11 protein-coding genes are annotated in these 13,376 nt (G+C 74.3%); 7 read left to right on the top strand and 4 right to left on the bottom strand.

Annotation, left to right across the window (positions count from 1 at the left end; translation table 11 throughout):
* Positions 1-22 precede the first annotated feature (22 nt).
* From fbaA to ppsA, 5 genes are all read left to right on the top strand, one after another.
* Positions 23-1,054, top strand: a complete 1,032-nt coding sequence (fbaA, locus tag LFA75_RS08440) for a class II fructose-bisphosphate aldolase (protein WP_225233200.1) — start codon at positions 23-25, stop codon at positions 1,052-1,054.
* Positions 1,051-1,458, top strand: coding sequence for a DUF3151 domain-containing protein (locus LFA75_RS08435; RefSeq protein ID WP_225233199.1), 408 nt, complete (start codon positions 1,051-1,053; stop codon positions 1,456-1,458). Before fbaA ends, LFA75_RS08435 begins: the two co-directional genes overlap by 4 nt.
* Positions 1,459-1,612: 154 nt before the next feature.
* Positions 1,613-2,614, top strand: a complete 1,002-nt coding sequence (locus LFA75_RS08430) for a type IV toxin-antitoxin system AbiEi family antitoxin domain-containing protein (RefSeq protein WP_225233198.1) — start codon at positions 1,613-1,615, stop codon at positions 2,612-2,614.
* A 68-nt stretch (positions 2,615-2,682) separates the two neighbouring features.
* Positions 2,683-3,525, top strand: coding sequence for a kinase/pyrophosphorylase (locus LFA75_RS08425; protein WP_225233197.1), 843 nt, complete (start codon positions 2,683-2,685; stop codon positions 3,523-3,525).
* Complete coding sequence (ppsA, locus tag LFA75_RS08420) at positions 3,522-5,909, top strand: phosphoenolpyruvate synthase (RefSeq protein ID WP_225233196.1); 2,388 nt, start codon at positions 3,522-3,524, stop codon at positions 5,907-5,909. The genes LFA75_RS08425 and ppsA overlap by 4 nt, the downstream gene beginning before the upstream one ends.
* Before the next feature lie 34 nt (positions 5,910-5,943).
* On the opposite strand, the gene LFA75_RS08415 is transcribed toward ppsA, so the two are convergent.
* On the bottom strand, positions 5,944-6,822 hold the full coding sequence (locus LFA75_RS08415) for an ATP-binding cassette domain-containing protein (protein ID WP_225233195.1): 879 nt from the start codon (positions 6,820-6,822) through the stop codon (positions 5,944-5,946).
* The gene (locus tag LFA75_RS08410; RefSeq protein ID WP_225233194.1) at positions 6,819-7,868 is read right to left on the bottom strand and encodes an ABC transporter permease; all 1,050 of its coding nucleotides are present in this window, start codon (positions 7,866-7,868) and stop codon (positions 6,819-6,821) included. Before LFA75_RS08410 ends, LFA75_RS08415 begins: the two co-directional genes overlap by 4 nt.
* A gap of 109 nt (positions 7,869-7,977) precedes the next feature.
* On the opposite strand from LFA75_RS08410, the gene LFA75_RS08405 reads away from it, so the two are divergent.
* On the top strand, positions 7,978-9,225 hold the full coding sequence (locus tag LFA75_RS08405) for an MFS transporter (protein ID WP_225233193.1): 1,248 nt from the start codon (positions 7,978-7,980) through the stop codon (positions 9,223-9,225).
* Here LFA75_RS08405 and LFA75_RS08400 read toward each other — a convergent pair.
* Both LFA75_RS08400 and LFA75_RS08395 read right to left on the bottom strand, forming a co-directional pair.
* The gene (locus LFA75_RS08400; RefSeq protein ID WP_318249969.1) at positions 9,222-11,318 is read right to left on the bottom strand and encodes an EAL domain-containing protein; all 2,097 of its coding nucleotides are present in this window, start codon (positions 11,316-11,318) and stop codon (positions 9,222-9,224) included. The two genes, LFA75_RS08405 and LFA75_RS08400, sit on opposite strands and share 4 nt — an antisense overlap.
* An 85-nt stretch (positions 11,319-11,403) precedes the next feature.
* Positions 11,404-12,018, bottom strand: coding sequence for a hypothetical protein (locus LFA75_RS08395; RefSeq protein WP_225233192.1), 615 nt, complete (start codon positions 12,016-12,018; stop codon positions 11,404-11,406).
* A 65-nt stretch (positions 12,019-12,083) separates the two neighbouring features.
* Here LFA75_RS08395 and LFA75_RS08390 point away from each other — a divergent pair, with 65 nt between their 5' ends.
* Positions 12,084-13,373 carry an adenylosuccinate synthase gene (locus LFA75_RS08390; protein WP_225233191.1) on the top strand — a complete coding sequence of 430 codons (1,290 nt, stop codon included), beginning with the start codon at positions 12,084-12,086 and terminating at the stop codon, positions 13,371-13,373.
* The last annotated feature ends 3 nt before the right edge of the window (positions 13,374-13,376 follow it).

Raw genomic sequence — 13,376 nt, 5'->3', positions numbered from 1 at the left:
TCTCTTCGATCGGAGCGTCACCGTGCCCATCGCGACCCCCGAGGTCTACGCCGACATGATCAGCCGGGCGAAGGAGGGCGGATTCGCCTACCCGGCCATCAACTGCACCTCCTCGGAGACGGTCAACGCCGCGCTGCGCGGGTTCGCCGAGGCCGGCAGCGACGGGATCATCCAGTTCTCCACCGGCGGTGCGGAGTTCATCTCCGGCACCCGGGTCAAGGACATGGTCGTCGGCGCCACCGCGCTGGCCGAGTACGCCCACGTCGTCGCCAAGCAGTACCCGGTCCAGGTCGCGCTGCACACCGACCACTGCCAGAAGGAGAAGCTGGACACCTACGTCCGGCCGCTCATCGCGATCTCCCAGGAGCGGGTGGACCGCGGGGAGAACCCGCTGTTCCAGTCGCACATGTGGGACGGCTCGGCGATCGACCTGGACGAGAACCTGTCCATCGCCGAGGAGCTGATCGCCAAGACCTCCGCGGCGAAGATCGTGCTGGAGCTGGAGATCGGCGTCGTCGGCGGCGAGGAGGACGGCGTCTCCCACGACATCAACGACAAGCTCTACACCGCCCCCGGCGACTTCGTGCAGACCGCGAAGACCCTGGGCCTGGGCGAGAAGGGCGTCTACCTGCTGGCCGCCACCTTCGGCAACGTGCACGGGGTCTACAAGCCCGGCAACGTGCAGCTGCGCCCGGAGATCCTCAAGGAGGGCCAGGAGGTCGTCGTGGCCGAGCTGGGCCTCGAGGCCGGCAGCAAGCCGTTCAACCTGGTCTTCCACGGCGGCTCGGGCTCCTCGCAGGAGGAGATCCGCGAGGCGCTGAGCTACGGCGTGGTGAAGATGAACGTCGACACCGACACCCAGTACGCCTTCACCCGGCCGATCGCCGGGCACATGCTCGCCAACTACGACGGGGTGCTCAAGGTGGACGGCGACGTCGGCAACAAGAAGTTCTACGACCCGCGCACCTACATGAAGGCCGCCGAGCTCGGCATGGCCGCCCGCGTGCAGACCGCGTGCGAGGACCTCCTGTCGGCGGGGAAGTCCCAGGCATGACCCACGCGCACCGGGACCTGATGGGCCCCCCGCCCGAGACGTTGCTGCCCGAGACCCCCGAGGCCAGCGCCGCGCTGGCCGCCGGCACCCCGGCCGCCGAGGTCGCCGCGGCGCACCCGACGGTGAGCGCCGCCTGGGCCGCGCTGGCCGAGGAGGCGCTGGCCGGCGGCCGGACCATCGAGGCCTACGCCTACGCCCGCACCGGCTACCACCGCGGCCTGGACGCCCTGCGCCGCAACGGCTGGAAGGGCTTCGGCCCCGTGCCGTGGCGGCACGCCCCCAACCAGGGCTTCCTCCGCTGCGTGACCGAGCTGGCCAAGGCCAGCGAGGCGATCGGCGAGACCGCCGAGACCCAGCGCCTGACCGAGCTCCTGCGGGACTGCGACCCCACCCTCGCGCCTTAGTCGCACCAGACTCACGCCGTCCAGGGATCTTCCTGCCCTGCAGGGGCACAGGATCCCCGGACGGCGTGAGTCTGCGGCCGGGTGACGGACCGGTTGTCCACAGGGCCGCCGACGGGGCTGGGCGGGCGGCGCACTCCGGGTCACGATCCCGGGCGTGCACCCCCTCGTCCGCGCCGCCGCCGACCGCCAGCACGGCGTCGTCACCCGCCGGGACCTGCAGCGGGCGGGGATCGGCGACCAGGAGATCCGGACCCGGGTGGCCCGCGGCGAGTGGGTCCGCCTCCGTCGAGGCGCCTACATCGCGGCCGCCGACCTCGCGGCCGCCCGGTCCCGGCACCGGCGGCACGTCATCGCCTGTCGCGCGGTGCTGCTGACCCTCGGTCGGGACAGCGCCGTCGTCGGCGGGCTCAGCGCGGCGGTGGTGTGGGGACTGCCGCTCCCAGCCGGCCCCGATCCCGAGGTCACGCTGCTGGACCCGACGCAGACGATGCGCGGACCGGGGTTCCGCATGTCCATGGCCCCGATGCCCCCGGACGCGGCGACCGAGCACGACGGTCTGCCGGTGACCTCGCTCGCCCGGACGGTCGCCGACTGCGCCCGCCTGGAGCGGTTCGACCACGCGATGGTCATCGCCGACGCCGCCCGCTGGGACGACCGGCTGCCGTCGGCCGACCTGGCGGCCGTGGTCGCCGGGATGCAGGGCTGGCGCGGCGCCGCCGCGGCCCGGTGCGTCGCGGAGCTGTGCCGGGCCGGCGTGGAGTCACCGCTGGAGACGAGGGTGCGGCTCCGGCTGCTCGCCTCGGGGATCGTCGAGCCGGAGTTGCTGGTGACGATCCGGGTCGACGGCCGGGCGATCGAGGCCGACGGGTGGTGGGCCGACGCCGCGGTGGTCATGGAGTGCGACGGGCGGGTCAAGTACCGCGAGCCCTGGGGCGGGCTGACCACCGAGCAGAAGCACTGGGAGGAGAAGCGCCGGGCCGAGGTGGCGGGCGCGGCCGGGGTGCGGTTCTGGCGGGTGGCGGAGGAGGACCTGCGGTCCGATGCCGCCTGGGCCGCCGCGGTGGCCCGGCTGGAGGCCATGCTCGCGCACCCGCTGCCCGGACCTCGACGGTTCACGGTGACCCACGAGCCCCGTCGCGTCCGTCGGGCGAGCTGACCCCCGGCGCAGGATCACGCCGTCCAGGGATCCTGTGCCCCTGCAGGGCGGGAAGATCCCTGGACGGCGTGAGTCTGCGGGGGAGGGGCGGTCGGCGGGCGCGGGGGGACCTGGCCCTTATACACATCCGACGCCGCCCGCGCAAGTCCCTGGTCGGGCTCNTCGAGACCGAGCTGATCCCGTTCATCTCCAGCGTCGAGATGGCCCGCGACGTGGTGGCCAAGCTGGACGAGGCGGCGCAGGGGCCGGTCATGCCGCTGGCGTTCACCACGGCCGCGGACACCGAGGTCCGCGACGTGCTGCTGACCAGCCGGGTGCCGATCATCGACTTCTTCGGCATGCACATGGACCGGGTCGAGTCCCTGCTCGGTGCCCCGGGCGTGCGCGAGGCCCGGCGGCTGCACGGGGTCGGCGACGTCCGTCGGTACAACGACCGGATGGCCGCGGTCGAGTTCGCCATCGAGCACGACGACGGGCAGACCTTCCGGGCCATCGAGCGGGCCGACGTGATCCTGCTGGCGCCCTCGCGCTGCGGGAAGACCCCGACCGCGATGTACCTGGCGCTGCAGCACGGGCTCTTCGTGGCCAACTACCCGCTGGTCGACGAGGACCTGGAGTCCACCGACCTGCCCCGCCCGGTCCGCGACCACGCCGCCAAGTGCTTCGGGCTGACCACGACGGTCACCCGGTTGTCCCGGGTGCGCCAGGAGCGCCGTCCGAACTCCCGGTACGCGTCGGAGGAGCAGTGCCGCTACGAGCTGCGGCAGGCCATCGCGATGTACGACCGGCACAAGCTCCCCACCGTGGACACCTCGGCGGCCTCCGTCGAGGAGATCGCCGCGGTGGTCATCCAGACCCTGGCCAAGCTGCGCCGCCGGCAGGGCACCGCCCCGAGGAGAGGAACCCCATGAGCACCGAGAACGTCCGCTGGTTCGCCGACCTGGGCATGGGTGACCTGGAGGAGGTCGGGGGCAAGAACTCCTCGCTGGGCGAGATGATCTCCAACCTGGCCGACGCCGGGGTCAAGGTGCCCGACGGCTTCGCCACCACCTCGTCGGCCTACCGCTCCTTCCTCGGCGACACCGGGCTGGCCGAGCGGATCACCGAGAAGCTGGGCTCCCTGGACGTCGACGACGTCCGCGCGCTGTCCGCGGCGGGCACGGAGATCCGCGGCTGGATGGTCGACCAGCCCTTCCCCGAGCAGCTCGAGGCCGACATCCGCACGGCCTACGAGCAGCTCGCCGTGGACCAGGAGCTGTCCTTCGCCGTCCGGTCCAGCGCGACCGCCGAGGACCTCCCCGACGCGAGCTTCGCCGGGCAGCAGGAGACCTTCCTCAACGTGCGCGGGATCGACTCGATCCTGACCGCGATCCGCGAGGTGTACGCCAGCCTCTACAACGACCGGGCGATCGCCTACCGGGTGCACCACGGCTTCGACCACGACGCGGTGGCGCTCAGCGCCGGCGTGCAGCGCATGGTCCGCTCGGACATCGGCTCGTCGGGCGTCATGTTCACCATGGACACCGAGTCCGGCTTCCCCGACGCCGTGTTCATCACCAGCGCCTACGGCCTGGGCGAGGGCGTCGTGCAGGGCGCGGTCAACCCCGACGAGTTCTACGTCTACAAGCCCGCGCTGAAGGCCGGCAAGGCCGCCGTCCTCAAGCGGGGCGTGGGCGCCAAGGCGACCAAGATGGTCTACACCGACGACGCCACCGTCGGCCGGACGACGGAGTTCGTGGACGTCGACGACGCCGAGCGCCGGAAGCTCTCGCTCACCGACGACGAGGTGCTGACCCTGGCCCGCTACGCGGTGACCATCGAGGAGCACTACGGCCGCCCGATGGACATCGAGTGGGGCAAGGACGGCCTGGACGGCGAGCTGTACGTGCTGCAGGCCCGCCCCGAGACGGTGGTCTCCCGCACCGGCAGCTCCCTGGAGCGCTACAAGCTCACCGGGACCGGCTCGGTGGTCGTGGAGGGCCGGGCGATCGGGCAGAAGATCGGCGCCGGCGCGGTGAAGGTGCTCTCCGACATCGACCAGATGGCCGACTTCGCCCGCGGGGACGTGCTGGTCGCGGACATGACCGACCCCGACTGGGAGCCGATCATGAAGCGTGCCTCGGCGATCGTGACCAACCGCGGCGGGCGCACCTGCCACGCCGCGATCATCGCCCGCGAGCTCGGCATCCCGGCCGTGGTCGGCACCGGCGACGCCACGAAGACCCTCGCCGACGGCCAGGAGGTCACCGTCTCCTGCGCCGAGGGCGACGTCGGCAACGTCTACGAGGGCCTGGTCGACTTCGAGGTGGAGGAGACCCGGCTGGACGCGATGCCGGAGATCGCCACCAAGATCATGATGAACGTCGGGACGCCGGAGCAGGCCTTCGCGTTCTCCCGGCTGCCGCACAAGGGCGTGGGCCTGGCCCGCCTGGAGTTCATCATCAACCGGCAGATCGGCATCCACCCCCGCGCCCTGCTGGACTTCGACTCCCTCGAGGGCCGGCTGCGCGAGGAGGTCGCCGAGCAGATCGCGGCCTACCCCAGCCCGCGGGACTACTTCGTGCAGCGGGTCGCCGAGGGCATCTCGATGATCGCCGCGGCCTTCGCGCCCGAGCCGGTGATCGTGCGGATGAGCGACTTCAAGTCCAACGAGTACGCCAACCTGCTCGGCGGCGAGGCCTACGAGCCGCACGAGGAGAACCCGATGCTGGGCTACCGGGGCGCCTCCCGGTACCTGTCGGCGGACTTCGCCGAGTGCTTCGCGATGGAGTGCGCGGCGCTCAAGCACGTGCGCGACGAGATGGGCCTGACCAACGTCAAGATCATGATCCCGTTCGTGCGCACCGTCGCCGAGATCGAGGGCGTGGTGGAGCTGCTGGCCTCGCACGGGCTGGTCCGCGGGGAGAACGACCTGTCGGTGGTGATGATGTGCGAGCTGCCCTCGAACGCGCTGCTCGCCGACGCCTTCCTCGACCACGTCGACGGGTTCTCCATCGGCTCCAACGACATGACCCAGCTGGTGCTCGGCCTGGACCGGGACTCCAGCCTGGTCGCGGCCACCTTCGACGAGCGCAACCCGGCCGTGCTCGCGGTGCTGGAGATGGCGATCAAGGCCTGCCTGGCCCGCGGCAAGTACGTCGGCATCTGCGGCCAGGGCCCCAGCGACCACCCGGACCTCGCCCAGTGGCTGGTCGAGCAGGGCATCGAGTCGATGTCGCTGAACCCGGACACCGTCGTCGACACCTGGCTGGCGATCGCGAAGCAGAAGGACCCCGGCGCCCCCCACCACTCGTGACCTCGCGGCGGGCCCCTGCGCCGGGGCCGTTCCATCACGTCACCAGGGGGTCGGGGCGGCGGCGGAGCTCGGCGGTCAGGGTCGCCAGGGCCTCGCCGCCGCTCACCAGCCGGGTCAGGCCGTCGACGTCGACGTCCTCCCGGGTGAGGTCGGCGGCCACCCGGCCGCCGGCCAGCAGCACGAACCGGTCGCCGACCAGGTGCGCGTAGGCCGGCGTCGAGGTCACGAACAGCACGGCCAGGCCGGCGTCCCGGGCGCCGACGACGGTGCGCAGCACCAGCGCGTGCTGCGCGACGGTCAGCGGTGCCGCGGGCTCGTCGACCACCAGCACCTTGGCCCCGAAGTGCAGGGCCCGGGCCACGGCCAGGCTGTGCCGCTGGCCCGGCGCGAGGGAGGCCGCGGGCTGGTTGACGTTGAGCCCCGGCAGCCCGACCCGGGCCAGCGCGCGGGCCGCGCCGTCCCGGGCGACGTCCACGTCGATCCGGCGGAACGGCCAGATGCCGCGGGTGGGCTCGTCGCCGAGCCAGAAGTTGCGCCAGACGGTCATCAGCGGGATGACGGCCAGGTCCTGCCAGATGGTGGCGATGCCGCGGGACCGGGCCTGCCGGGGACGGCGGAAGCGCACCGGCCGGCCGTCGACCAGCAGCTCGCCCTCGTCGTGCCGGCGGACCCCGGACACCACCTGGACCACCGTGGACTTGCCGGCGCCGTTCTCGCCCAGCAAGCAGGTGACCGTGCCGGGGTGCATCCGCAGGGAGACCCGGTCCAGCGCCGGCACGCTGCCGTAGCGCACGGTCACCCCGCGCAGCTCCAGCACCGGGGCGCCGGGCACCGGGGGCAGGCCGCCGGGGGAGTCGGGGAAGGGCAGCGGCTCCTGGCCCTCGACGGCGCCCACCCGCTCGGGACCGGTCACGACCGCGGCACCGCGACCAGCCGGCGGCGGGCCACGCCGTTGGCCAGCAGGGCCACCACCAGCAGCACGCCGAGCACGACCTGGAAGGACCGCGGGTCCCACCCGGCCACCCCGATGCCGGTCCGGACGGTGCCGTAGAGCAGGGCGCCGGCGGCCGCGCCGACCGCCGAGCCGTACCCGCCGCCGAGCAGGCAGCCGCCGATGACGGCCACCACGATGTACTCGATCTCGTTGCCGAACTCCGGCGTCACCGGCACGCCGGACTGCCGGACCAGGGCCAGCGTGCCCAGGAGCCAGGCCGCGGTGGCGGTGACCAGGTACAGCGCCACGGTGGTCCAGGCGGTCGGCACGCCGAGCTCGCGGGCCGCCCGCCGGGACCCGCCCAGGGCGTAGACGGCGTTGCCGAACCGGGTGCGGCGCAGCAGCCAGCTGGTGAGGCCGACCGCGAGCAGCCACCACACGATCGACACCCGGAACCGGCCGTCGCCGACCAGCAGCCCGGAGCCGAACACCACCTCGGCCGACGCCCAGCCGGTGCCGCCCTCGACCTGGTCGACCAGGGAGGTGCCGGCCACCGACTGCGCCACCACGAGCGTGCCGCCCTGCAGCACCAGGAAGGTGGCCAGGGTGACCAGGAAGCTGGGCAGCCCGGTGAACACCACGAGTGCCCCGTTGACCGCGCCGACGGCCAGCGCGGCCAGCAGCGACACCGCCAGCGCGGGCCACACCCCCCATCCGGCCTCGGAGATCAGCAGCGCGGCGACCACGCTGCTGGCCACCGCGAGCACGCCGATGGAGACGTCGAACTGCCCGGCGACCAGCAGCAGCGTGACCGCCACGGCGCCGATGCCGATCAGGGCGGTGGCGTCCAGCAGCGAGGCGAGCCCCCCGGTGCCCAGCAGCTGCGGGGCCTGCGCGCCGAAGACCACCAGCGCCACCACGACCCCGATCAGCGCGGGCGTGCTGGGCCGGGTGAGCATCCGGCGGCCGCGCGAGGGCGGCCGGCGCGCGGGCGCCCCGAAGACCGGGCGCTGGGCGGTGCTCACCGGGACGGACCAGGGGTGGAGCGCGACAGGGGGGCCTCCTACGGGGGCGGGAGCACCAGTCTCCCCCACGACCCCCCGCGGTGGTGCCCCGCGGCCCTACGGTGCGGGGGTGGACCCCGCCCGGCACCGTCGCCGGCTGCTGGTCGCGCTGTTCGCCACCGCGGTCAGCACCCAGTCGCCGTCCCCCCTCCTGCTGCGCTACGCCGACGTCCTGGACCTCGGTGCGCTGACCCTCACGCTGTTCTTCGCCGCCTACGCCGCGGGCCTGGTGCCCTCGCTGCTGCTGGCCGGCCCGCTGTCGGACCGCGACGGCCGTCGCCGGGTGGTGCTCGGCGGTGTCCTGGCCGCCCTGGTCTGCACGCTGGTGCTGGTGGCCGCCGACGTCGGCGGCGTGACGTTCCTGGTGGTGGGCCGGATCGCCCAGGGGCTGGCCAGCGGTGCGGTGTTCACCGTCGGCACGGTCTGGCTGCGGGAGCTGTCCGCCTCCGACGACGACGCCGGTCCCGCCCGGGTGCGGCGCGCGGCGGCGGTGGCCAGCGCGGTGATGGCGTCGGGGTTCGCAGCCGGGCCGCTGGTCGCGGGCTTCCTGGTGCAGTGGGGTCCGGCTCCCCAGCTGGTGGCGCTCGCGCCCTCGGCGGTGCTGCTGCTGGTCGGCCTGGTCGGGCTGCGCGGGGTGCCCGAGACGATGACCGACCGCCGTCCCGGCCGGCTGGCGCTCGGGGTGCCGCCGGTGGCCCGCCGGGCGTTCTGGGCCTACCTGCTGCCGGTCGGGCTCACCGTCTACACCTACGCCGTCCTGTCGTTGACGGTCTTCCCGCTGCTGGTGGCCGCGGCCGGCTTCGGCGCGGTGTTCGCCCTGGTCGGGGTCTCGGCCCTGCTGGTGCAGGGCAGCGCCGCGCTGGTCACCCCGCTGGCGACCCGGCTGGGACCGGTGCGCGCGGGCCCGCTGGCCGCCGGCCTCGCCGCCGGTGGCTGCGGGCTGGGCTACCTGGCCGTGCAGCCGGGCGGGTGGCCGTGGGTGCTCCCCGCCTGCCTGCTGATCGGCCTGGGGGAGGGCCTGGGGATGACCTCGGGCGTGGCGGTCTGCGACCGGGTCGCCCCGCCGGACCGGCGCGGGGCGTTGCTCAGCGCGTTCTACCTGCCGGTGTACGCGGGCTTCGTCGTCCCGACCGTGCTGGCGCTGGTCAGCGGGGACGCGCTGCGCGGTGGCGTGCCGATCCTGGTGCTCGGCGGCGTCGGGCTGCTGCTCGGCGTGGTGCTGCTCGGCCCGGGGCGGTCCGCGTTGCGCGCCGCCGGGGCGACGACGGCCACCCCGCTGGCGCCGGTCCTCGCCCCGGTGGACGGCACCGACCGCTAGACCGGCCGGTCCGCCGTCGCCCGGGCGTGCGCCCGGCGCGCCTTGGCCCGGTACATCTGCAGGTCGGCGGCGCGCAGCAGGTCGGCCGGGGTCTCGCCGTCGGCCGGGTGGACCGCGACGCCGACCGAGGCGCCGATGGTCACCGGCCCCCCGGGGAGCTCGACCGGCACCGCCAGCACGCGCTCGACGTCGGCGGCCACCCGGTGCGCGGCGGCCAGGGCGCCGGCCAGCGCGGAGGACGGCCCGTCGTCGTCCGCGGGGACGTCGACCTCGCCGAGCACGAGGACGAACTCGTCGCCGCCGAGCCGGGCGAGCAGGTCACCGCCGCGGACCACCGAGCGGAGCCGGTCGGCGACCGCGCCGAGCGCGAGGTCGCCGACGGTGTGGCCGAACCGGTCGTTGACCCGCTTGAAGCCGTCGAGGTCGACGAACAGGACCACGGGCCCGGCGCCGGGGGACCGGACCTGGCGGTCCAGCTCGCTCAGCAGCGCGGTGCGGTTGAGCGTGCCGGTCAGCGGGTCGGTGCCGGCCCGCTCGCGCAGCGCCTCCTCGGCGGCCACCCGGTCGCTGACGTCGTGCTGGAAGCCGACGAAGTGGGTGACCTGGCCGCCGGCGTCGCGCAGCGGGGACAGGTGCAGCTCGTTCCACCAGGTGGTGCCGTCGCGGCGGACGTTGAGCAGCGTCGTCCGGTGCGGCTGCCCGGCGCGCAGCGCGGCGGCGAGCTCGTCCAGCGCGGCGCGGTCGGTCTCCGGCCCCTGCAGGAACCGGCAGTTGCGGCCCACCGAGTCCTCGGCCGGGTACCCGGTGACCTCGGCGAACGCGTCGTTGACGTAGACGATCGGCATGTCCGGGGCCAGGGCGTCGACGACGACCACCGAGCTCCCGGTCAGCCCGACCGCGCGGGCCAGCAGGTCCCGGTCGGCGGGGCGCGCCGGCTCCTGCGGCTGCTCGGCCCGCGGGTCGAGCGCGACGGCGGCGTCGGGCCACGACGGGTCCGGCGCGGTGCCGGGCAGGGCCCGGGTCGGGACGGCGGCGACGGCGGTGGTCGGTCGGACCGGCCGGCCCCACAGCCAGCCCTGCCCCAGGTCGGCGCCCAGCTCGCGGGCGACCCGGGCCTGCTCCTCGGTCTCCACGCCCTCGGCGAGCACCAGGCCGCCGTAGGAGTGGGTGATGTCCACGACCGCCGACACCACGGCGACGGCGGCCGGCTCGGGCAGCGACTGCACGATCGCCCGCTCCAGCTTCACGATGTCGGGCTTCAGGCGGACCAGCAGCGCCAGGGAGGACCAGCCCGAGCCCAGGTCGTCCAGCGCCACCCGGCAGCCGCGGCTGCGGTAGTGCTCGAACACCCGGGCCAGGTGGTCGACGTCGTCCACCACGTGGCCCTCGGTGACCTCGAAGACCAGCTGGTCCAGCCGCAGACCGGCCTTCTCGGCGGCGCGCTCGGTGGTCTGCAGGCAGACCTCGGGGCGGTAGATCGACGTCGGCACGAAGTTGATGAAAAGCAGGTCCTCGGCCAGCCAGGGGCCGGCGTCCCGGATCGCGGTGGTGCGCCCGACCCGGTCCAGCACGTGCGTCCAGCCGGCCTCCTCGGCGGCCGGGAAGAGCTGGTCGGGCATGATCCGCGCGCCGTCGACGCCGGTGGCCCGCAGCAGCGCCTCGTGGCCGACCACGCCGCCGTCGTCCATCCGCACGATGGGCTGGTACTCGGCGTGGAAGCGGGCCTCCTCGTCGGCGAAGAGGGGGACGAGGTCGGCGTGCCGCAGCCGGGCGGCCGCGGCGGCGAGGCTGGGGGCGGTCAGCGCCTGCACCAGCAGGTCGGGCCCGCTGCCGGTGGCGCCGGTCAGCAGGCAGCGCACCTCGGCGGACTCCACCGACGACAGCGCGGCCGCGACCTCGGTGACCAGGGCGGGCAGGTCGTCGCCCTCGGCCTCGAGCAGGCCGGGGGCCAGGGGACGCAGGACGACGCCCTGGCGGCGGGCGACCGAGCGCACCGTCGCCAGGCTGTGGCTCACCCGGGAGGCGAAGAGGGCCCGGCGGGTGTCGCAGGCGGTCGTCGGGGCGGTGCACAGGCAGGTGGCGCAGCGGGACACGGTGGACCTTCCAACGGATTCGGGGGTGCACCGGTGTCGTCGGCGCGCCGGGCCGTCGGCTGGAGGGGGTCTCCCCCCGGAGGGGTCAGGGCTGCAGCCGCCAGCGGACCCGGTCGTCGGCGTACCAGGTCCAGCGCTGCACCTCGCGGTCCAGGGCCACGCCGTCCCGGAGCACCCGCGCCGGGTCGCAGGCCACCTGCAGCGCGCGGCCCGTCGTCCGCCGGGCCGGGCGCATCGGGACGGTGACGACGGCGACGGACAGCTCGTCGGCGTCCCACCTCGGACGGGCCTCGATCCGGGTGACCGGGCCGTCGGCGACCCGGGCGTCGTCGTGGTGGGCCTGGGCGCCGAACCGCTTGCGCAGCGCCGACCCGCCGGCCGCCTCGATCCGGCCGTGGTGCAGCAGCACCCCGCCGTGGTCGTCGCGGACCAGCGGCAGCTCGCGGGGTGCGCCGTCGCCCAGGCCCAGGGCGCGGGCCAGCCCGCGGCAGTCGGCGTCGCCGTCCACCGGTTCCCAGCCCACGGCCACCGCGGGCAGCCGGTCGGTCTTCCACAACCGGGCCAGGACGGCGGCCAGCGCGGGCACCGGTCCCTGCACGACCACGGCGCCGTCGACCCCGTCCACGACGGACGCGACGTGCCGGCGGGAGGGGCCCTGACCGGGGGCCAGCCCCCGCAGGTCGAACCGCGAGACGCTCACGGCAGTACCCTGCCACCTGCCAGCCGGGAGTCTCCGGGGCCCGTTCGACGAAGGAGAACCACCCGATGCCGGCTGTCGTGCTGATCGGTGCCCAGTGGGGCGACGAGGGCAAGGGGAAGGCCACCGACATCCTCGGCGGCCGCGTCCCCTACGTCGTGCGCTACCAGGGCGGCAACAACGCCGGGCACACCGTGATCACCCCGGACGGCGAGCGGTACGCGCTGCACCTGATCCCCTCGGGGATCCTGACGCCGGGCTGCACGCCGGTGATCGGCAACGGCGTCGTCGTCGACCCGCAGGTGCTCATCGGCGAGCTGGCCGGCCTGGAGGAGCGCGGGGTGGACACCTCGCGGCTGGTCATCTCCAGCGACGCGCACCTGATCATGCCGCACCACCGTGCCCTGGACCGGGTCACCGAGCGCTTCCTCGGCAAGGCCAAGATCGGCACCACCGGCCGCGGGATCGGCCCGGCCTACGGCGACAAGGTCGCCCGCGTCGGCATCCGCGCGCAGGACCTGCTGGACCTGGGCATCCTGCGGGACAAGCTCGAGGCCGTGCTCCGGGAGAAGAACCAGATCCTGGTCAAGGTCTACAACCGCAAGGCGATCGACGTCGACGAGGTCGTGGAGGAGTACGCCGGCTACGCCGAGGTCCTCAAGCACCGGATCACCGACACCCGCCTGCTGCTGGGCAACGCCCTCGACCGGGACGAGTGGGTCCTCCTGGAGGGCTCGCAGGGCACGCTGCTGGACGTCGACCACGGCACCTACCCGTTCGTGACGTCGTCCTCGCCGACCGCCGGTGGCGCCTCGGCCGGCTCGGGCATCGGGCCCACCCGGATCGAGCGCGTCGTCGGGATCCTCAAGGCCTATACGACCCGCGTCGGCTCGGGCCCGTTCCCCACGGAGCTCTTCGACGCCAACGGGGAGTACCTGCGCAAGCAGGGCGGCGAGGTCGGCGTGACCACCGGCCGGGACCGCCGCTGCGGCTGGTTCGACGCCGTCATCGCCCGCTACGCCAGCCGGGTCAACGGGATCACCGACTACTTCCTCACCAAGCTCGACGTGCTGTCGGGCCTGGACACGGTGCCGATCTGCGTGGCCTACGAGGTCGACGGCGTCCGGCACGACGAGATGCCGATGACCCAGACCGACTTCCACCACGCGAAGCCGGTGTACGAGGAGATGCCGGGCTGGTTCGAGGACATCACCCACTGCCGCACCTTCGACGAGCTGCCCGCCAACGCGCAGGCCTACGTGCGGCGGATCGAGGAGCTCTCGGGCGCCCGGGTGAGCGTCATCGGCGTCGGCCCCGGCCGCGACGAGAACGTCCTCATCCACGACCTCCTGGACTGAGCT

The sequence above is a fragment of the Klenkia terrae genome, from assembly GCF_900491935.1.
GTDB classification, from domain to species: Bacteria; Actinomycetota; Actinomycetes; order Mycobacteriales; family Geodermatophilaceae; genus Klenkia; species Klenkia terrae.
The sequence above is the reverse complement of the archived record's forward strand: the minus strand, read 5'-3'. Positions and strand labels throughout refer to the sequence as shown.